The 19,162-nt window shown below is 70.2% G+C and carries 17 protein-coding genes and 1 pseudogene; 9 read left to right on the forward strand and 9 right to left on the reverse strand.

The genetic code is table 11. The features are described 5' to 3' along the window. Positions 1-106: 106 nt before the first annotated feature. A complete protein-coding gene (locus ACWFR3_RS01285; RefSeq protein WP_453732426.1) occupies positions 107-1,882 on the forward strand; it encodes a PP2C family protein-serine/threonine phosphatase in 1,776 nt (591 codons plus the stop codon). Positions 1,883-2,140: 258 nt separating this feature from the next. Here the strand turns inward: ACWFR3_RS01285 and ACWFR3_RS01290 are convergent, their stop codons facing one another. Next, positions 2,141-2,773, reverse strand: a complete 633-nt coding sequence (locus ACWFR3_RS01290) for a TetR family transcriptional regulator (RefSeq protein WP_453732427.1) — start codon at positions 2,771-2,773, stop codon at positions 2,141-2,143. Between the two features lie 128 nt (positions 2,774-2,901). Between ACWFR3_RS01290 and ACWFR3_RS01295 the strand changes: the two genes are divergently transcribed. From ACWFR3_RS01295 to ACWFR3_RS01315, 5 genes are all read left to right on the forward strand, one after another. Beyond that, on the forward strand, positions 2,902-4,509 hold the full coding sequence (locus tag ACWFR3_RS01295; RefSeq protein WP_453732428.1) for a bifunctional 3-(3-hydroxy-phenyl)propionate/3-hydroxycinnamic acid hydroxylase: 1,608 nt from the start codon (positions 2,902-2,904) through the stop codon (positions 4,507-4,509). An 8-nt stretch (positions 4,510-4,517) separates the two neighbouring features. Continuing rightward, positions 4,518-5,393, forward strand: a complete 876-nt coding sequence (locus ACWFR3_RS01300; protein WP_453732429.1) for an alpha/beta fold hydrolase — start codon at positions 4,518-4,520, stop codon at positions 5,391-5,393. Next, the gene (locus tag ACWFR3_RS01305; protein ID WP_453732430.1) at positions 5,390-6,403 is read left to right on the forward strand and encodes a VOC family protein; all 1,014 of its coding nucleotides are present in this window, start codon (positions 5,390-5,392) and stop codon (positions 6,401-6,403) included. Before ACWFR3_RS01300 ends, ACWFR3_RS01305 begins: the two co-directional genes overlap by 4 nt. A gap of 84 nt (positions 6,404-6,487) precedes the next feature. Further along, a complete protein-coding gene (locus ACWFR3_RS01310) occupies positions 6,488-7,552 on the forward strand; it encodes an amidohydrolase family protein (RefSeq protein WP_453732431.1) in 1,065 nt (354 codons plus the stop codon). A gap of 549 nt (positions 7,553-8,101) precedes the next feature. Further along, positions 8,102-8,740, forward strand: coding sequence for an NAD(P)-dependent oxidoreductase (locus ACWFR3_RS01315; protein ID WP_453732432.1), 639 nt, complete (start codon positions 8,102-8,104; stop codon positions 8,738-8,740). A 122-nt stretch (positions 8,741-8,862) separates the two neighbouring features. Here the strand turns inward: ACWFR3_RS01315 and ACWFR3_RS01320 are convergent, their stop codons facing one another. After that, positions 8,863-9,333 (reverse strand): RICIN domain-containing protein, encoded by a 471-nt coding sequence (locus ACWFR3_RS01320; RefSeq protein ID WP_453732433.1) that lies wholly within the window; start codon positions 9,331-9,333, stop codon positions 8,863-8,865. A gap of 349 nt (positions 9,334-9,682) precedes the next feature. Further along, on the reverse strand, positions 9,683-10,192 hold the full coding sequence (locus ACWFR3_RS01325) for a nucleoside deaminase (RefSeq protein ID WP_453732434.1): 510 nt from the start codon (positions 10,190-10,192) through the stop codon (positions 9,683-9,685). A gap of 136 nt (positions 10,193-10,328) precedes the next feature. On the opposite strand from ACWFR3_RS01325, the gene cynR reads away from it, so the two are divergent. Then, entirely contained in the window at positions 10,329-11,240 is a 912-nt protein-coding gene (gene cynR / locus ACWFR3_RS01330; RefSeq protein WP_453732435.1) for a transcriptional regulator CynR, read from the forward strand. A gap of 29 nt (positions 11,241-11,269) precedes the next feature. Here the strand turns inward: cynR and ACWFR3_RS01335 are convergent, their stop codons facing one another. Further along, positions 11,270-12,496: an FAD-dependent monooxygenase gene (locus tag ACWFR3_RS01335; RefSeq protein WP_453732436.1), complete on the reverse strand. Its 1,227-nt coding sequence runs from the start codon at positions 12,494-12,496 to the stop codon at positions 11,270-11,272. A 109-nt stretch (positions 12,497-12,605) separates the two neighbouring features. Next, the gene (locus ACWFR3_RS01340) at positions 12,606-13,709 is read right to left on the reverse strand and encodes an NAD(P)/FAD-dependent oxidoreductase (protein ID WP_453732437.1); all 1,104 of its coding nucleotides are present in this window, start codon (positions 13,707-13,709) and stop codon (positions 12,606-12,608) included. A gap of 326 nt (positions 13,710-14,035) precedes the next feature. Between ACWFR3_RS01340 and ACWFR3_RS01345 the strand changes: the two genes are divergently transcribed. Beyond that, positions 14,036-14,296, forward strand: coding sequence for a hypothetical protein (locus tag ACWFR3_RS01345; RefSeq protein ID WP_453732438.1), 261 nt, complete (start codon positions 14,036-14,038; stop codon positions 14,294-14,296). 18 nt (positions 14,297-14,314) lie between these two features. Here the strand turns inward: ACWFR3_RS01345 and ACWFR3_RS01350 are convergent. Both ACWFR3_RS01350 and ACWFR3_RS01355 read right to left on the reverse strand, forming a co-directional pair. Further along, positions 14,315-14,974: pseudogene (locus ACWFR3_RS01350) on the reverse strand (transposase). 47 nt (positions 14,975-15,021) lie between these two features. Then, positions 15,022-15,753, reverse strand: coding sequence for an SDR family oxidoreductase (locus ACWFR3_RS01355; RefSeq protein ID WP_453732439.1), 732 nt, complete (start codon positions 15,751-15,753; stop codon positions 15,022-15,024). Between the two features lie 135 nt (positions 15,754-15,888). On the opposite strand from ACWFR3_RS01355, the gene ACWFR3_RS01360 reads away from it, so the two are divergent. Next, positions 15,889-16,479, forward strand: a complete 591-nt coding sequence (locus ACWFR3_RS01360; protein WP_453732440.1) for a TetR/AcrR family transcriptional regulator — start codon at positions 15,889-15,891, stop codon at positions 16,477-16,479. A gap of 63 nt (positions 16,480-16,542) precedes the next feature. On the opposite strand, the gene ACWFR3_RS01365 is transcribed toward ACWFR3_RS01360, so the two are convergent. Next, positions 16,543-17,040, reverse strand: coding sequence for an FBP domain-containing protein (locus ACWFR3_RS01365; protein WP_453732441.1), 498 nt, complete (start codon positions 17,038-17,040; stop codon positions 16,543-16,545). A gap of 57 nt (positions 17,041-17,097) precedes the next feature. After that, positions 17,098-18,675, reverse strand: a complete 1,578-nt coding sequence (locus ACWFR3_RS01370) for an MFS transporter (RefSeq protein ID WP_453732442.1) — start codon at positions 18,673-18,675, stop codon at positions 17,098-17,100. Positions 18,676-19,162 lie beyond the last annotated feature (487 nt).

A 19,162-nucleotide genomic window follows, 5' to 3' on the forward strand; every position in this document is an offset into this window, starting at 1 on the left:
CGTGACCGCCACCCGGCCCACGCCGACTGGCGGCCCTGACCGGTCGCCTCGATGCTGTTGCGGCACTGTCGGCACACCTCCCGTACCGCGAAGGGCCGCTATGCCCATGGACGACCCCTCTTCGGCGGGCGGCGTGCGCTCACGTCTGGAACTGCAGGCGGTACAGGAGCTGTTGGAGGCCCAGCGGCGCCGGATCACGGCCTATGCCGAGCTCCACCGGACCGCCCCCGCCGTCCCCGCCGCCTCCACGCAGGCGCCCGCACCGCCCGGGGCGCCCTCGCCCACGCCCCCGCCCTCGGGGCAGCAGGTGCTCGACGCGCTCGCGGTGCCGGCTCTGCTGGTCAGTGCCGTCTTCGGCGAGAACGGCGAACTTGAGGACGCCCTCTACCTGAGCCAGAACGCCGCGGCCCGGGCCGACGCGGCCTCGCGGATCCCCCCGGCATCTGGCACCCCTCAGGCCTCCGTGACCCCGCAGGCCGGCCCGGTGTCGCTGTTCGACCGCTTCCCGTCCCTGACCCGTACGGCGATCTCCCGCATGCTGGCCGACGCGTTGCGCCTGGGCAGGCCGCAGGGGCCCGAAATGGTGGAGTGGGTGGTGTGCACGCCCTCGGGGGCAGTGCGGATGCACGACGAGGTCCGCGTCGCGCCCTGCGGGGAGCACTTCCTGCTCACCTGGGAACGGGGCGACCGGCACCGGATGGCCGCTGCCGCCCAGCGGCTGGTGCGCACATGCTGGGCGGAGTGGAATCTCGGCGACCACGGTGTCGAACCCTCCCGCGGCTTCCGCCAGGTGCTCGGCCTGGCCGACGATGCCCCCGTACCCGGCCTGTCCGACCTGGCGACCGCGGTCACGCCCGACAGCCTGCCCGCCCTGTACCGGATGCTGTACGACGTCATCCTGCGCAAGCGCACCGCCGAGTGCGAAGTGCGCCTGCGGGACAGCGGCGAGCGCGTCTTCCGCATGGTCGCCGAACCGGTGCGCATCGCTCCCGGCAGCCTGGTGTGGGCCGTGCGGGCCGTCCTCATCGACGTCACCACCGACCGGCGCCGACGCGAGGCCGCCGCACGCGCCGAGGGCAAGGCCCGCCGCGCACACGAGCGCGCCGAAGCCGTCGCGGAGATCGCCGGCGTCCTGCGCGACGCGGTACTGCCCCAGTTCCAGGACGAACTGGACGCCTACGGCCTGGAGGCCGCGGCCGTCTACCGCCCCGACGCCCGGGAAGCGGGAATCGGCGGCGACTGGTACAAGGCCCGCAAGCTGCCCGATGGCCGCCTCCTGATCGCGCTGGGCGACGCCCGCGGACACGGTCTCGACGCGGCCACCCTGATGGCCAAACTCAGATACGCGCTCGCCGGTCTTGCCTACACCGAGCAACCCGTCGAGCGCCTGACCCAGTGGCTCAACGAGGTGGCCTGTGCCGACGGCGACGAGTCCACCGCCACCGCGATCATCGCCCGCTACCATCCCGAACGTTCCCTGCTGCGCTGGGCCTGCGCCGGACATCCGCGCCCCGCCCTGGTCCGCGACGGCCGCGCCACCCAACTGCCGACGCCCGACGGCGGCCCCGCACTCCCGCTGGGCGTCCTGCCCGCCACCCACTACGGCGCCACCGAGACACCGCTGGAGGTCGGCGACATTGTCCTGATGTACTCGGACGGCCTGACCGAACGCCGTCCGGCCGACCCGGACCAGGACACCCGCCGCTTCCTGGACGCAGCGCAAGACTGCTTCCAGGAAGCGGCCCCGGGCGCCGGCCACGCCGAACTCCAGGCTTACGTCGAACGGCTCGTGGCCCGCCTGGACGGCCCGCACCGCACCGACGACGCCACGCTCCTGGCCCTGCGCCGGATCGGCAGCGCCGAAGGCCAGGGCGGGGGATAGGCGCGGACCACCGTCTGCCGAGTGCTCCGACCCACTTCCCGCTACACGTACCGTCAGTTCTGCCTGCCGGTGGCCAGGACGGCCGAGGCCATGATGTCGAGGTTGCCGGCGTAGGCGGGCAGGTAGTGGGCGGCGCGTTCCACCTCCAACGGCGGCCCTGGGCTTGTCCCGCGTGTTGCGCTCCGGTGCGGACCGGTAACAGGCCCTGCCGTTCGTGCGGGAGACAGACCGCTCTCGCCGGAGCAGTGACGACTGCGGTCAGCCTGAGGTCCCGGCGGCCAAGCGACGGGCCGCGTCGTGGACCAGTCGGGCGTGCAACTCGAACATCGCCACCAGGTCGACCGCCTCCCCGTTGAGTTCTCGTTGCACGAACAGGCCGTCCGCACCAGCCACGGCGTAGGTCGCCAGCGTACGGATCCCCTTCTCGTCCAAGTCGGGGAAAAGGGTTCGACCCATCTCGACCATCTTCTGGCTGGCGGTCTCTCTCACCTGGAGGAACACGGTCCGTCCCCGGGGCGCGTCGGGGCGGCGCTCCAGTGCGAGCATCAGGCCCAGGCGCAGGAAGTCGGGTGCGTCGAGCAGCGACTTCGCCACGTTCGCGGCCATCACGGTGACCCGTTCCAGCGGACTTCCCGTCTGTTCGTCCGGCAGTTCGACCGCTGCCAGCCACGTCTCGAAGCTGCGCTCGATGACGGCGGCGATCAGGTCGTCCTTGTGCTTGAAGTGCCAGTAGATCGAGCTGGCGGGCAGTCCGCACTTGGCGCTGACGGCCGCGATGGACGTGCCCTCGTACCCGCGTTCGCCGGCGATCTCGGCGGCGGCGTCAAGGATGCGCTGTCGTGACTCCACCCCGTTCGCCCGCTTCTTGCGTGCCGCCTGGGTCCTGGTCAATGGGGTCTCCCCTCGTGTTGCGCCGACCCTTGACCGTATCTCGCGTCGAGTTTACCGTAGCGCTCACTCCAATTGGAGTGAGCGCTACATCAAGGCGTGTGGCGAGCGAGAGAGAGCGAGGTGGCCCGGTGGCAGCGATTGGTGCTCGAGACCTGGGGGCCGGGGACGACGCGTACGACGTGGCGGTGATCGGTTACGGGCCCACGGGGGTGACGGCCGCGAACCTGCTGGGCGGGATGGGCCTGAAGGTCGTGGCCCTGGACCGAGACGGCGAGGTCTTCGCGCGCGCTCGGGCCATCTCCACCGACGAGGAGGTTCTGCGGATCTGGCAGCGCGCCGGGCTGGCCGAGCGGCTCAAGCAGGACATGCTGGCCGAGCGGCCCGTCGACTTCGTCGACGCCCACGGCCGCCCGTTCGTCAGCGCACGGCCCACACCCCGCGGCCACGGTCATCCGCCGCAGATGTTCATCTACCAGCCGGCCCTGGAGCAGGTGCTCCGCGAAGGCGTCGACCGCTTTCCGAACGTACGGGTGCTGCTGGGGCACGAATGCCTGCGGGTGCGCCAGGACGCCGAGGGGGTGGAGCTGACGCTCGTCGGCACGGCCGACGATTCCGTCCGCCGGCTGCGCGCCTCCTACGTGATCGCGGCCGACGGCGGTTCCAGCCTCACGCGCGCCCAGCTCAACATCGGCTACGAAGGCAGCACGTACGAGGACCGCTGGGTGGTCATCGACACGAAGATGCTCAAGCCATGGCCAGATCACGACAAGCTGCGCTTCCACTGCGACCCGGCCCGCCCGGCCGTGGACTGCCCGACCCCGCTCGGGCACCACCGCTGGGAGTTCCCGATCCTTCCCGGCGACGACGAGAAGAAGCTCACCACCGAAGACGCCGTATACCGGCTCGTCGCCCGGTACGGAATCAGCCGCGACAGCATCAAGGTCCTGCGAGCCACCGTCTACAGCCACCACGTCCGCTTCGCTTCCCGCTTCCGCTCCGGCCGCATCTTCCTGGCCGGCGACGCGGCACACGCCATGCCGCCGTGGATCGGCCAAGGCATGGCCGCAGGGGTGCGCGACGTAGCCAACCTCTCCTGGAAACTCGACGCCGTGCTGCGAGGAGAGCTTCCCGAAGCAGTCCTCGACACCTACGAGAGCGAACGCAAACCGCACGTGCAGGAGGTCACCAAACGGGCGGTGTTCGTCGGCCGGATGATCACCGAACGGCGCCTGCCGGTGACCCGCGCCCGCGACCGCACGCTGCGCATGCTGGATCGGGTGCCCGGCTTCAGCAACTGGATGCAGGACTCCAACTGGATCCCGGTCGCCCACTACGACGCCGGCCTCCAGGCGCGCCCCCGGACCAGAGCGTCCGGCCATCAGATCCCCCAACCCCGGGTGACCAACGCCGATGGCACCCGGGTCCGCCTGGACGACGCGCTCGCGGGCCGGTGGCTGTTGCTTCACGCGCGCAAGACGACTGCTCAGCCGGGCTGGGACCGGACGGGATCGGTCTCGCTTGCCGTCACCCCCGCGGGCTCACCGCCGGCCGAAGGCACCCTCGTCGACTGCGACAACGTCCTGTTGCCCTGGATGACCGCCCGCCGCGTGACCGTTCTCGCCCTGCGCCCGGACGCCTACGTCTACGCCGCTGCTTCCCACGGCGCGCTGCTCCCGTCACCACCCCCGGGCCTCACCGCCACAGCCTCTCGTCCGACCCCGGCCACCACCCAGTGAGGAACAGCATGCACACACCGACCGGTCTGCCCGCGATGCAGGCGACGACGTACGACATCGGCGGCAGCAGAAAGATCTTCGCCGCCGAGACGGGCGACGGCCCGCCGGTTCTGCTCCTGCACGGAGGCGGCCCCGGCGCCTCGGGCGTCTCCAACTACGCCCGGAACATCACCGAACTCGCCAAGGAGTACCGCGTCGTCGTCCCGGACCTGCCCGGCTACGGCCGCAGCACCAAGGGCATCGACCCCACCGATCCCTTCGGCCACCTCGCCGACGGCATCCGCGGCCTGATGAACGCACTCGACCTGGACAAGGCCCACCTGGTCGGCAACTCCTACGGAGGCGCCTGCGCCCTGCGCCTCGCCCTGGACACCCCCGACCGGGTCGACCGCATGGTGCTGATGGGACCCGGCGGCATCGGCACCACGCGCGCCCTGCCCACACCCGGCCTCAACAGTCTGCTCAACTACTACACCGGTGACGGACCCTCCCGGCTGAAACTGGAGAAGTTCATCCGCAACTATCTCGTCTTCAACGCCGCAGACGTCCCCGACACAGCCATCGACGAGCGCTACCGGGCCAGCATCGACCCCGAAGTGATCGCCGCACCCCCGCTGCGCCGCCCCTCCGGGCCACAGGCACTGCGCACGCTCGTGAAGATGGACTTCACCCGCGACCGCCGCCTGAACCGACTCCCCGTGCCCACCCTCGTGCTCTGGGGCGCCAAAGACAAAGTCAACCGCCCCTCCGGCGGCCCCATGCTCGCCGACCGCATGCCCAACTGCGACCTGTACATGGTCGCCAACACCGGGCACTGGGTGCAGTTCGAGCGCGCCGAACTCTTCAACCGCCTCAGCGCCGACTTCCTGGCAGGCCGACGATGACCACACCCCACGCCCCGTCCGTCTTCGGAGCCGTCCACCTCGGCTACATCATCATCGAGACCAACCGCTTCGCCGACTGGCAGCGCTTCGGGACCGACGCCATCGGCATGCACCACGACCCCCTCTCCCGCGACCTGATGCGGTTCCGGCTCGACGACCAGGAATGCCGCTTCCTGCTTCGCCGCGGCCCCGCCGAAGACATCGTCACCACCGGCTGGCACATCGACGACCACGCCGCCTTCGAACAGATAGAAGCCCGCATCCGCGCCCACGGCGTCCCCCTAGCCGCAGGCACCGACGAGGAAGCCGCCCTGCGAGGCGTCGAACGCCTGCTGCGCTTCCCGGGCCCCAAAGGAATCACCCAGGAGATCTACACCAGCCCGGTGAAATCCGCCGCACCGCTGCGCATGCTCGCCTCCGCCTTCGTCACCGGCGACCCCGGCATGGGCCACATCGCACTGACCTCCACCAAACCGGCCCGGGTCCGGGGGTACTTCAACACCGTCTTCGACGCACGCCTGACGGACTACATCGACGAGACCATCAGCGGCGTCAAACTCAAGATCCGCTTCCTGCGCGTCAACGAACGCCACCACTCGATCGCCGTGGCCGCCACCCGGGGTCTGCCGATCGACCCCATCCCCACGCGAGTTCAACACCTCAACATCCAGGCCGCCACACTCGACGACGTCGCCCAGAGCTACCAACGCGTCCACGAACTCGGCTTCGACATGGCCCTGTCCGTCGGCCAGCACACGAACGACCGTGAACTCTCGTACTACGCGCGGACCCCATCCGGCTTCGAGTGGGAAGTCGGATGGAACCCCCTCGTCATCGACGAGAGCACCTGGGAACCCACCACCCACCAGGGCATCAGCATCTGGGGCCACCTCCCCGTCGGTCAGACCATCGTCGACAAGCTCGCCCAGTTCCGCGCGGGCGCCCGCTCCCTGACCCGCCCCGAGAACACCGTGCCGGCACTGAGCGGAGCAGGCATCCCCGACAGCTGACACAGGAACGTGGTCACCTCATCGGGGAGTGACCGTTACCAGGTTTCCGGCTTCTCCCACGCCGCTTCTGCACACTCAACGCTCATGAAAGGCCGCTTCGTGACCCAACCGGCACAGCGCATCGACGTCCACCAGCACATCGTGCCCACGTTCTACCGCGACGCGCTCACCAAGGCAGGCATCGCCGAGGCCGGCGGCCGGGCCCTGCCCGACTGGAGCGCCGCCTCAGCGTTGGAGCTGATGGACCTACTGGACACCCGGGCGGCCATCCTGTCCGTCTCCACGCCCGGAACCGGCTTCCTCGCCGACCCGGCAGAGGCCACCACCCTGGCACAACGACTGAATGATCACTGTGCGACCGTGAGCGCCGACCATCCAGGGCGTTTCGGCTTCTTCGCCACCCTCCCCATGCCCTACACCGCCGCCTCGGCGGCCGAGGCCGCACGGGCACTGGACACCCTCGGAGCCGACGGTGTCACCCTGCTCGCCAACAACCGCGGCACCTACCTCGGAACCCCTGGCCAGGAAGCACTGTGGCAAACCCTGGACGACCGCCGCGCCGTGGCCTTCATCCACCCCGCCCAGCTCCCCGCACCCCCCGTGGACGGCATCCCGCCCTTCGCCGCTGACTTCCTCCTCGACACCGCCCGGGCCGCCTACCTTCTCGTCCGCAACGGCGTTACCCGCCGCTACCCCCACATCCGGTTCATCCTCAGCCACGCCGGCGGCTTCCTCCCCTACGCCTCCCACCGCATGGCCCTCACCCTCGCCAACGACACCAACCGCAGCCCCCTGGACGTACTGGACGACTTCCAGACCTTCTACTTCGACACGGCCATGTCCTCCAGCCCCACAGCCCTGCCCACGCTCCTCGCTTTTGCCCGCCCCGACCGCATCCTCTTCGGCAGCGACTGGCCTTTCGCGCCCACCCGCGCCGGGCAGTACTTCACCAGCGGCCTCGACGGCACCGTCGGCACGGACACACTCACAGCCATCAACCACACCAACGCCGAAGCGCTCTTCCCCCGCCTCGCCACCGCTGCACCACGGCCGCCCCGCCGCCGCCCGGCCCCGGTCCGTCTACGTCAGGCGGCCCAGCGCACCGCCGCACGTCTGATCTTCAAACTCCTCCAACCAGGCCCCAACTAAGACAGGTTCACCGTGAGAAGCCAGTCGTGATCGCCGTACTTGGCATGGCTGCCGGCTTCACTGCGTATACGTGGCTCGCCGGAGCTCGAACAGCCTCTCCTGCCCAGGGGCCGTCAAGTGCTCGGACACAGGGCGGCGCAGAGTAGGCGAGGCCATGCCCGATTGGCGCAGGCTTGAAGGATGAGCAGGGCTCGCAGGTGACCTTCGTCTTCGCTGTGAACCAGGAGCCTCACTGCCGGCAGGCCCTCGGTGTCATCACCTGGGGCGCCCGGACGCGGCGCGTGGTCCGTGACGTTCGTGACCGTCGAGGACGGTCCGGTTCGCGCGGCTCTGGCAGGAGCCTGAGCATTTCCGCCCGCAGAAAGATCGCCCGGACGGACCGGCCGTAGTTGGGGATGTCGTCGAGGACCAACTCATCGACAAGGTCCGTCATGCGCCTTCCAGCTTCCGGTGGTTCGGGAGCAGCATCCGGTGATCGGCGGTATCCAACTGGTAACCGCCCTCACCGATACCTTCCGGAGCACCGATCCGACAGGAGGTACTCCGGAGATGAGCAACATCATTGTGTTCGGCGCGGGCGGCCGGGCGGGGCGCAGCGCCGTCGCCGAGGCAAGCGGGCGTGGCCACCAGGTCACGGCGGTGGTCCGCGACCCCGCGCGCCACGGCGGCCTGGCGGACAGCGGTGCCAAGGTCGTTGCCGGTGATGTCACGGACGCCGTGGACGTCGCCGCCCTCGCGAAGGGCCACGACGCCGCGGTCAGTGCGGCAGCGGTGTACGGCGAGGGCACCGATCCGGACGCATTCTTCACAAGCGCGGCGCACGCCCTGGTGCGCGGTCTGGGGCAGGCGGCGGTGGGCAGGCTGGTCCTGGTCGGGCTCTCCGCGCTGCTGCCGGGCCCCAACGGCACGCGCCTGATGGACGTGCCGGATTTCCCCGTGCAGTTCCGGCCCTTCTGTCTGGCCCACGCCGCCGGTCTGGAGGTGCTGCGCACCGAGGGCGGAGCGCTGGACTGGCTGTATGTGAGCCCGGCCGGCGACTTCGACCACGGGGGAGAGCGCCGGGGCGGCTACGGCAGGCGGGAGTTCGGCGACATGGCGGAGCGCATTTCCTACGACGACTTCGCCGTCGCCCTGCTGGACGAAATCGAGGCGCCCCGCCACCGCCGGAGCCATCTGGCCGTGACCTGAGCACCCATCACGGGGGCGGCCCAGAGCAGGAACGATGCGAGGGCGACTGACCGCTGCTTCGTATGAGGCATATGAGGCAGCGGTCTTCTCACAGCGGATTACGAGGTGAACGTGGTCCTGTCCTACCGCCAGATGGTGGCGCGGGCGCAGGGGACGAGGCTGACGTCGCCTTTGACGCCGGCGCCGCCGGAGATCCGGCCGATGCACCAGCCCCGGTAGCGGGCACTTTCCAGTCGCACACCGGTGGTGGCATTCCTCCGGATCCACTTCTGTGCCGGCCCGCCGTCGCAGGGCGAGGTGTTGGGCTGGGTGTCGTGTCCGTTGGTGACCAGGCAGGCGTCGTTGAATTTGTTGCGGTAGGTGGTGGTTGTGGTGTTCGGCCGCCGCCACTTGTCGTCGGGCATGTCCGGTGTGCAGACGTCGATGACAACCGGGAGCCGGTTGATGTCGTTGCCTCCGCCCGCGGAGAGACATCCGCCGTCGCGGGTGTCCGTGATCTGCACGTAGTCGGCTGCCGGGGCGGGTGAAGAGGCGAGGCTGAAGAGAAGGGCCGCGCTGAAGGCCACTGCGAGAGCGGGCTTGGCTGTACGCATGAAGGGTTCGTAACACGCCCTCGCGCCGGTGGGATGGTGGCGCCCCCGTCGGCCCCGGCCCACTCACCTCAACGGTAGGTGGTGCGCCCTCGAGCGGGGGGCGTGAACGGGGGAGCGCCCAACTCCCGGGCCGCGTCTGTCGTGATGACTGGAAGTACGTCGTCCAGCGGCCCATGATCCGTCCGGCACACGGTGTTCGTGCGGGCCTGGTGCCGCCCCTGGTCTGCCGCCCGAGGGACGGGGTGGCCGCTCTTCGCGGCAGGCGTCGGCAAGGCCGGCCTCCAACGCCCGTGGTGTCAGGATCGGGTGCGCGGCAGCCGCGGCCGTCCCGGCGGGCAGGGCTCCCGTTTCAGTCGGCGTCATCAGCCCCCGGCGCGCCCGGCACGCGGCGATCGCCGCCATTTCGGTCCTGCCACAGGCGGTACACGTCCACGGCGCTCTCGCGCGGCTCATGCCGCATCGGCAGCCGGCGCTCCTGCCAGGGCTTGGCGAACTCGTCGTAGAACGTGCTCAGTTCGAAGTACTTGCGGTCGTCGACGTAGTGCGGCTCGTAGGCCTTGCGGGTCGTGACGAACACGACCTCGTCGGGCGAGCAGTAGTACAGCGCGCCCAGGCACATGGGGCACGGCTGCGCCAGCACGTAGATCGTGGTGCCCGTCAGGTGTTCGGTGCCGAGCTTGACGCACGCGTCCCGGATGGCCAGCACCTCGGCGTGCGCGGTGGGGTCGTGGCTCTGGGCGACCTGGTTGGCGCGCTCGGCGATGATCTCGCCGTCCCTGACGATGACGGTGGCGAAGGGGCGGCCGCCCTCCTGGACATTGGTGCGGGCCAGGTCGATCGTGCGCTGGACGAAGTCCATGAGGAGCCTCCGGATCAGATCATTTCGGCTGCTGTCGGATCTTCCCCCAGTGTGGCGGACCTGGCGCTATAGCGTCCAAGACGCACTGACCATGCCAGCTATAGATGGGACCTATGCCCGGCGTTACGCTCGCGGTATGGCTCCCGTGGAACTGCGCCACCTGCGCTACCTTCTCGCCGTCGTCGAGCACGGCACCTTCACCGGCGCTGCCGAGGCGCTGCACGTCTCCCAGCCGACCCTGTCGCAGCAGATCCGCGCGCTGGAGCGGGCCGTCGGCCTGCCGCTGCTCGACCGGACCGGGCGCACCGTGCGCCCCACCGACGCGGGCGCGGTCTACGTCGACCACGCGCGCAGCGCCCTGCGCGAGATCGCCGCAGCCGACCGGGCCGTACGGGACGTGGCGGACCTCTCGCGCGGGCAGCTGCGCCTCGGCGTCACACCCACCTTCACCGCCTACCTCGTCGGACCGCTCCTGCACGCCCTGCACGCCCGGTACCCCGGGCTCGACCTGACCGTCCGCGAAGCGACGCAGGAGCGCATCGGGGCAGCGCTGCTCGCCGGCGAACTGGACGCGGGCATCGGCTTCACCGGTGATTCCGAGCCCGGCGTAGCGGCCGAGCCGCTGTTCACCGAAACGCTCGGCGTGGTCGCCGGCGGCGGGCTGGAGGCCGCGCCGCTGCCGGTCGCCGAACTGGCCGGACGCGACCTGGCGCTGCTCGCCGGCGACTTCGCGACCCGCGCCCGCATCGACGCCTACTTCGCCGCGCAGGGTGTCACGGCGCGCGTGGCCGTCGAGGCCGACTCCGCGCTGGCGCTCCTTGAGATCGTGCGGGGCGGAGCGCTGGCCACCGTGCTGCCGACCGCCGTGGCGCTGGACCGGCCGGGGCTCTCGCAGGTGCCGCTGCGGCCGCCGCTGCCGCACCGCACGGCAGCACTGCTGACCCGCTCCGGCGGCCACCGCTCGGCGGCCGTGCGGGCCTTCGACGACCTGCTGCGTGCGCACGTGAGCGAGCGGGGGCTGCCGCCCGCCGCACCGGGGGAGGACTGAGACCGTCCTCCGGTCGGGCGCCGTGCGGATTACGCCCGGGGAGCGGCGACATCCATGTTCTTCGCCCGCATGTCCTTGCTGTCGAGCAGCTTCCTGCAGACGGTCTTGCCCAGGCCGGGCATGCGCATCAGGTGTCTCATCCCGGCGCGAACGGCCAGCTCCTTGCGATCCAGCGGGGTGAACATCCGCCGCCCGGCGACCAGCGCATTGTCCTGCTGGGCCCGGATGAAGGGCCGCATCCTTGACTCCCAGGCCCGCAGCGCCCCGGTCACCTCGCCGCGGTGGCGTTGCAGCATGGTGCCCAGCAGTTCCCCGCCCGCGATTCCACTGGACACTCCCATGCCCGAGTACAGCGTCATGCACCAGGCGGCATCACCGATCAGGACGACCCGGCCGCTGTGCCAGCGGGGCATCTTCACCTGCTGCACCGAGTCGAACAAGGCGTCAGGGGCCTGCTCGTAGCGGTTCAGCAGGCCCTCCAGGAGCGGGCCGGTGGGTTCGGGCCCGAACGCGGCGCGGATGGACTCGATGGGCGGACGGCCGAACTCGGCGTCGACATCCCGGGTGCGGTAGGAGAACAGCAGGCTCGGTGGCCGATCGGCGAAGGGGAAAGCCCAGGCCGAACGGCCCGGCTCGGCCAGGATGAGCCCTTCGGCCGGGCCGAATCCGTCGACCGGCCTGTCCAGGAGAGTGACGCCGATCATGTAGTTGAGGGGGTGGAGATCGTACTGATGGGCAAAGGCCAGTCTCCGCACGGTGGAGCGCATGCCGTCGGCGCCCACGACGAGGTCGAAGCGTTCGTCGACCGACGTGTCGGCCGCGGTGTCGCGCAGCGAGACCTGTGCGCCGGACGCGTCTTGGACAATGCGGGTGGGCACGGTTGTGTAGCGGATCTCCACGTCATCCGGTAGCGCCGAGTACAGCCCCTGTTCCACATCGCCGCGCAGCAGCGGGCGAGGTCCTCCGGCCAGCGAGCCGAGGTTCACGCGGGGACGACGGCTCCCGCCCCGGTCCACGTCGTACAGGGCGATCTCCGGGCCTCCGCGGTCACCGATCTTCTCCAGCACGCCCAGCCGCCGGGCCGAGGCGATTCCCGAACCGAACAGTGCGATGTAGTAACCGCCTTCGCGCCGGGCGGGTGCCCGCTCGATGATGACCGGCTCCCAACCGATCTGCCGAAGGCGTACTGCGGTGGCGATGCCCGATATCCCCAGGCCGACCACCAGTGCCCGGCCTCCCCTTACTGCATTCGACATGACAGTTCCTTTTCATCGGCATGTGCGGAACGTCGGCTTGGCTCATACGGGGTGCGCGCTGTGCCGCATGTGCCGCGCCATCAGAGCGTCAAAGCGGGCTGTGCAGCGCCTACTTCGCGCCGGACAGCCAGGTGATGGTGGCGGTGCGAGAGCCGTACTTGGCGCCCAGCGTGGCGGCCTCCTTGAGGACGATCGCGGGGCGGCCCGCGAGGTATTGCCGCCGCGCGCTGTCATCGCGCCGGGACAGCTGGATCACACCGTCGTGTCGGCCCAGGGTGAGCCCGGTCCCGAAGTAGCCCATGGAGTACGGCCGCGGCTCGCGGTCCCGGACCAACCGGGCCAGGGTGTCGGCGGCGTGGGCACCCTGCGGGCCCGCTGTCTGACAGGCCGCGCGGGAGCCGGGGACGGCGGCACAATCACCCACGACGAAGATCCGCGGATCGCTCACGCTGCGCAGATACGGGTCGACGAGGGCGCGTCCGCGGTCGTCGACCACCAAGCCGCTTCGTCGTGCGAGGTCGGGAATGGTGCCCAGGACGGCCCAGAGCGTCAGATCGGAACCCAAGGGCTGGTCGGGGGCCGACCGCAGCCGCACACGTTCGCTCCCCGGCGCCTCTTCGCAAGGCAGTACGTCCGTCACGGTGTCCTCCACCACCGACACCTTCAAGCGCTGCAGGCCGGCGCGCACTCTGCGGCGGGCTCCGTCGGAGAAGGAGGCCGCGAGCCGGCTGCCTACCAGCCGTACGTGCAGGTCGGGCCGTGCATCGGCGACCTCGGCGGCGGTCTCGATGCCGGTGGGGCCCGTGCCGATGACGGTCACCGTGGAGCCCGCGGGAAGACTCGACAGCCTCGCACGGGCCCTTTGCGCTCCCTCCCATGTGCCCACCGGGACCGTGCCCGGCAGCGGTGAGAGTGTGCTCCCCACGGCCAGGACCAGGTGGTCGAACTCGGCAAACTCTCCCGTGTCCAGGACCAGGCTGCCGTCACCTATCTTCGTCACGGCCGCCAGCCGCGTTGTGATGCCGTGCCGCAGCATCTCGGTGAGCGGGGTCGCGACCTTGCCGGTAGCGGCGATCTGCTGGTGCAGCCGCACACGTTCGATGAAGTCCGGGCGGGGATTGATGACGGTGATCTCCGCCTCCGGCACCTTCTTCGCCAGGCGGTTCGCCGCCAGGGTTCCGGCGTATCCGGCACCTGCCACGACGATTCTCACTGGCTGCCTCCTGCGTCGACATGGGGCGGCCCGGGTGGTCCGCCGTACGGGGGTGATGCGCGGGTTCCGCTGCTGCCGGGGCTGGTCGCGGGGTGGCAGTTGCGGTCCCGTGTAGTACGACGAGGCAGGCCGTCGGTTTGTGAGGGACGGGGCATCACGGTGCCGGGAACCGCGTGGCCGCCCACGCCGACCGGAATGCTTCCCGCACCATCGCCCGACGAGGCGAGAGCGTGTGGACAGCGGGCCGTGGGTCACGCGGCCGTGTGCTTGCGCGGCTGCGCAGTTGTAGACGTCGTTGCATTTGGCGACGTCAGTAGCCTGTGGCCATGGAGAACATGGTCGAGACCGCGTGTCGGATCTGCGGATTGGATGACGGTGAGGCACTGTTCGCGCACGGCTTTCCTCGGTATGTCATCTGCGAGTGCTGCGGAAACGAGTCCGGGATCGGTGACGACACAGTGACGCAGGTGCGTGAGCTGCGCGGCTACTGGGTCGGCCACGGTGCCCAGTGGGACCGGCCGAAGGACCGGCCAACTGGCTGGGACCTGCTGAAGCAGCTGGGCAACATCCCGCCCCACTGTCGCTAGTCCAGGTGGCCGGCGAATCTACGAGGTGAGTCGGCGGTAGCAGATCAGGGCTGCGGCGATGCCGGCGAAGGCGGGGAAGTGTTCGGCCTTGCGCTCGTAGCGGCGGTGCAGGCGGCGGCACCCGGCAAACCAGGACATCGTGCGTTCGATCGTCCAGCGGTGGCGCCCGAGTCGTTCGGAGGACTCAATGCCTTTGCGGGCGACGCGGGGTGGATGTTCCGGGACCGGAGCCATTGCCGCAGGGGGCGGTTGTCGTAGGCCTTGTCCGCAGGGAGCTTGGCGGGTCGGCGTCGACGCGGTCCGCGGCGGGACCGGATCGGCGGTATGCCGCGCACAAGCGGCCCAAGCGCCGGCTGTCGTGGAGGCCGAGTCGATCGCGCACCGTGACCAGTCCAAGTCCCCGCGGGCACCCAGTACATCCAGGACCAGGTGGTGCAGCTTCGCCCACACTCGGGCCTGGCTCCACTCGGTGAAGCGCCGGTACACCGTTGACCACGACGGATCGAATACCTCGGAGGTCTGCCGCCAGGTGCAGCCGGAGGTGGCCGCGAACAAGACGGCGGCCAGCACCTCCCGGTCACCAAAGCGCCGTCGTCCACCGCCTTGAGGCCGTGTAGGTGCCACCGGCACCACCCGCTGGAACAGCCCCCACAGCCCGTCCGGGCCCGGACGCTCCACGATCGTCACGCCCGAACACTCCTCAGCACGCCAAATGCAACGACGTCTTATCCCTGGGCGGTGGGGCGAACGACGATGTCCCCTACGTCGACACCGTCCGGCTGCTCGATGGCGAAGGCGATGGTGCGCGCCACCGCGTCCGGCGGCAGAGCAATCTCCATCAACTTGTCGATCTGGGCCTTCGCGGCCGGATCCATGTGCTCGGCGAAGTCCGTGCGGACGGCGCCGGGTGAGACGACGGTGACACGCAGGCTGTCGCCGGCCTCTTGGCGCAGGCCCTCGGAGATGGTGCGCACGGCGTTCTTGGTGCCGGCGTATACCGACTGGAGCGGCACGATGCGCAGTCCGGCGGTGGACACAGTGTTGACGAAATGCCCGAAACCCTGCTCCCGGAAGACGGGGAGGGCTGCGGCGATCCCGTACAGGACGCCTTTGAGGTTGACGTCGATCATCTCCTCCCAGTCCTCGACGCGCAGGTCATCGAGAGGGGAAATCCGGCCGATCCCGGCATTGCTGACGAGGGCGTCGAGCTTGCCGTACCGGTCGCGTGCCAGTGTGACGAGGCCGGAGAGGTCCTCGCGGCGTGTCACGTCCGTGCGGGCCCAGGCGGCATCCCCGCCGGCCTGCTCGATGCGGATGGCGAGAGCCTCGAGGCGCTCCGGGCGGCGTGCCCCGAGGACGACCTTGGCGCCACGCTCGGCGAGCAGAAGCGCGGTCGCCTCGCCTATGCCGCTGCTGGCGCCCGTGATCGCCACGACTTTGCCTTCGATTCCCGGCACGATGGACGGTCCTTCCAGGAGAGGGGGAGGGCAGCCCATGGGCATGCCCTAAAGTGAAAGTGGAGGCGCCGCCACTTCAGCGAGAGTAAGCGGAGGCTCCTCCACTTAGCAAGTACGGACAGGGAAGGACCTCCGATGGCCCGAGATGCAGGGCGCCCGCTGAGGGCTGACGCACAACGCAACCGGGACAAGATCCTGGCTGCCGCGGTGCGCGTGTTCACCGAGGAGGGACTGGACGCGCACTTCGAGCGCATCGCCAGGGAGGCGGGCGTGGGAACCGGCACCCTCTACCGCAACTTCCCCAACCGGGAGGCCCTGATCGAGGCGGCCTACCGCAACGAAGTGGCCCGGCTGTGCGACGCCGTCCCCGGCCTGCTGGCAGCGGTGCCGCCCTCTGAGGCCCTGCGGGCGTGGACTCGCCGCTTCCTCGACTACGCCACCGCCAAACTCGGCATGGCCGAAGCTCTGCGAGCCGTCGTCGCTTCGGGGACCAACCCCTACGCCGACAGCCACGAGATGATCCAGGCCGCCCTCTCCTCCCTCATGGACGCCGGTACCGCCGCCGGAACGATCCGGTCCGACATCAGTCCGACCGACATGTTCGCCGCCCTCGCCGGCATCGCCCTCACCTCGGGCAGGCCCGAGCAGCGAGAGCAGGCCGAACGCCTCCTCGACCTCACCCTGGACGGCCTGAAGTGTGTGCCGCCGCAGCTGCCCGCAAGCTGACGGCAGCACCTGGACCGGGGCTCGGCGACGGTGGCCGCCGAGCCCCTTGCCGGCCTCTCGGCCTCAGTGGAAGACCCGCTCCACGAACGCGTCGAGGTTGCCGCGCAGACGCTCGATCTGCTGCTCGAGGGTGAGGGACTCCTCCATGCGCGCGCCCGGTGCCGCCTTCTTCTTGCCCCGTACGTACAACGAGCAGTCCAGGTCGGAGCAGACGTAGAGGCCCACCGAGTTGCCCTCGCGGCCGGCCCGGCCCGCCTTGGGGGCGGTCATGAGGGAGACGCCGCTGCCGGGATGCGTGGTCAGGCACAGCGAGCACAGGCTGCGGCGCAAAAAGCCGCGGTTGCCGGAAGCCGAGCGCAGGGACAGGCCGACGAGTTCGCCGGAGCGTTCGACGACCAGATACTTGCGATCGGGCGCGGAGAGATCGAACCAGCCCAGGAAGTCCAGGGCGTCCCAGTGGTCGAGGTCCGCCAGGTTCTTGGGCAGGGGCAGGCGTTTGGCCTCGCCCTTCGAGCAGTTGACGAACGAGGTACGGATGTCGTGCTCGGTCAGGGGTTTCATGAAAAATCCTTCGAGAGGTGAGGCGGACGGCGGCGGGACACGGGCGGCCCCGGCCCGCTAGGCCGGTGCGTCGTTTCCGGCGCGCTTCGGCGTCTTGAGCCGTACGGTCAGGCCCGCCACCAGGGCGGCGAGCAGCAGGACGCCCGCCGAGCACCAGTAGGCGACGGAGAAGCCGTGCACCATGCCTTCGTCGAGGGGCGCGCCGCCGCGGGACGGACCGTGCGCGTGGACGTAGCGGCTGGTGGCGCCGGTGGCGATGGTGTTGAGCAGTACGGTGCCCAGCGAAGCGCCCATCTGCTGAACGGTGTTGAGGACAGCCGAGGCCACACCGGCGTCCTGCGCGGGCACGCCGACGGTGGCCGTCGCGTAGACCGGCATGAAGGTCAGGCCCATGCCCAGACCGAGCAGCAGCAGGGCGGGCAGCACATGCGAGACGTACTGCGCATGCACCGTCAGGCCGCTGAGCAGCACCATGCCGACGGCGGCAAGCACCATGCCGGACGACATCAGGGTGCGCGGCGCCGTGCGTGGCAGCAGGCGGGCCGCGATCTGGGTCGCGCCGATGACGATGCCGGCCGAAATCGGCACGAAGGCCAGGCCCGTGCGCACCGGCGGGTAGCCGAGGACGACCTGCAGGTAATACGTCAGGAACAGGAAAACACCGAACATGCCGATGGTGGCCAAGCCCATCGTCGCGAGCGACCCGGCCCGGACACGGTCCTTGACGATGCGCAGCGGCAGCAGCGGGCTCGCCGCGCGGCTCTGCCACCACACGAAGGTGCCGAGCAACATGACGCCGGCCGCGAGCAGCGTGAGCACCAACGGGCTGCTCCAGCCGCGGGGTTCGGCCTCGCTGAAGCCGTACACGAGGGCGACGAGCCCGCCGCAGCCCAGCAGCGCGCCCGGCACGTCCAGATGCCCGCCCCGGCGGCCGGAGCGGTCGCGCAGGAAGGCCGGTGCGCCGAGCAGGGCGGCCAGCGCGATGGGCACGTTGACGTACAGGGACCAGCGCCAGTTCAGGTACTCGGTCAGCAGTCCGCCCACGATCAGCCCGACCGCGCTGCCACCGCCGGCCAGCGCACCGTAGGCCCCGAACGCCCTGGCCCGCTCCTTGGGATCGGTGAACGTCGTGGTCAGCAGCGACAGGGCCGAGGGCGCAAGGACCGCTGCGAACGCACCCTGCAGGGCCCGCGCCGCGAACAGCATGCCGGGACCGGCCGCCGCGCCGCCCAGCGCGGAGGCCGCGGCGAACCCGGCCAGGCCGATGACGAAGGTGCGCTTGCGGCCCACCAGATCGGCGATCCGGCCGCCGAGCAGCAGCAGCCCGCCGAAGGCCAGCGTGTAGGCGGTGATCACCCACTGCCGGTCGGCGTCCGACATGCCGAGAGCGTGCTGGGCGGAGGGCAGGGCGATGTTCACGACGGTGCCGTCAAGGATCACCATCAGCTGGGCGAGGGCGATGACGGCCAGCGCCCACCAGCGCTTCGGATCAGGTGCCGGTGCGGGATCCGGAGTTGCGGCGGGAAACTCGCGGTCCGGGGAACGGCGGCCGGTGGCCGTGGAAGGGGCGGACGGGAGGGATTCCCCTCCGGAACGTTCGGGACGTTCGGGACGTTCGGGATGTTTCTTGCTCATGACGATCACGCACGTTTCGTGTCGAAGTGCTGTCGAGACAGCCGGCCAGGGAGGGTCGCAGTGGTGACGACGGGCCGGTGCAGGCAGCACGGGGACACGACAGGGCGGCGAGGCAGCGGGAACGGCGGACAGCACCCGGGGCCTGCCTCACCAGCTGCGTGTCACTCACGCCGGCGCTCTTGCCGGTCGTGAGGGGCGCAGAGCGCCGAGACCACGGTGACCAGCAAGAGAAGGGCCCGTCTTCGGGCGCGCGCCCCCGCGACCCGCGCGGTAACGAACCGCACAGGCCAGGACGTCTCGTGACGCGGCATCAGGAAGATGCCGAAGACAAGAAACAAGAAGGGGGAAGAGCTACCGCGCGCCGCAGAGGAGGGAGGGCACACGGCCGGAGGCAACTATGGCCGCAACGCATTCAGCACGGTCCATGTCTCTCGCCTCCTTCCGGGCAGGGCACGCGGTGCGTGTCGACGCCGAGCGCGCCGAGCGG

This window comes from Streptomyces sp. NPDC055189 (assembly GCF_053606765.1).

Excerpts from the sequence above, each read along its gene's own strand:
- ACWFR3_RS01320 (WP_453732433.1), bottom strand. The coding sequence starts at position 9,333 with ATGCGTACAGCCAAGCCCGCTCTCGCAGTGGCCTTCAGCGCGGCCCTT.
- ACWFR3_RS01335 (WP_453732436.1), bottom strand. The coding sequence starts at position 12,496 with ATGTCGAATGCAGTAAGGGGAGGCCGGGCACTGGTGGTCGGCCTGGGG.
- ACWFR3_RS01310 (WP_453732431.1), top strand. The coding sequence starts at position 6,488 with ATGAAAGGCCGCTTCGTGACCCAACCGGCACAGCGCATCGACGTCCAC.
- ACWFR3_RS01285 (WP_453732426.1), top strand. The coding sequence starts at position 107 with ATGGACGACCCCTCTTCGGCGGGCGGCGTGCGCTCACGTCTGGAACTG.
- ACWFR3_RS01325 (WP_453732434.1), bottom strand. The coding sequence starts at position 10,192 with ATGGACTTCGTCCAGCGCACGATCGACCTGGCCCGCACCAATGTCCAG.
- ACWFR3_RS01360 (WP_453732440.1), top strand. The coding sequence starts at position 15,889 with ATGGCCCGAGATGCAGGGCGCCCGCTGAGGGCTGACGCACAACGCAAC.
- ACWFR3_RS01370 (WP_453732442.1), bottom strand. The coding sequence starts at position 18,675 with ATGAGCAAGAAACATCCCGAACGTCCCGAACGTCCCGAACGTTCCGGA.
- ACWFR3_RS01345 (WP_453732438.1), top strand. The coding sequence starts at position 14,036 with ATGGAGAACATGGTCGAGACCGCGTGTCGGATCTGCGGATTGGATGAC.
- ACWFR3_RS01300 (WP_453732429.1), top strand. The coding sequence starts at position 4,518 with ATGCACACACCGACCGGTCTGCCCGCGATGCAGGCGACGACGTACGAC.
- ACWFR3_RS01315 (WP_453732432.1), top strand. The coding sequence starts at position 8,102 with ATGAGCAACATCATTGTGTTCGGCGCGGGCGGCCGGGCGGGGCGCAGC.
- cynR (WP_453732435.1), top strand. The coding sequence starts at position 10,329 with ATGGCTCCCGTGGAACTGCGCCACCTGCGCTACCTTCTCGCCGTCGTC.
- ACWFR3_RS01365 (WP_453732441.1), bottom strand. The coding sequence starts at position 17,040 with ATGAAACCCCTGACCGAGCACGACATCCGTACCTCGTTCGTCAACTGC.
- ACWFR3_RS01305 (WP_453732430.1), top strand. The coding sequence starts at position 5,390 with ATGACCACACCCCACGCCCCGTCCGTCTTCGGAGCCGTCCACCTCGGC.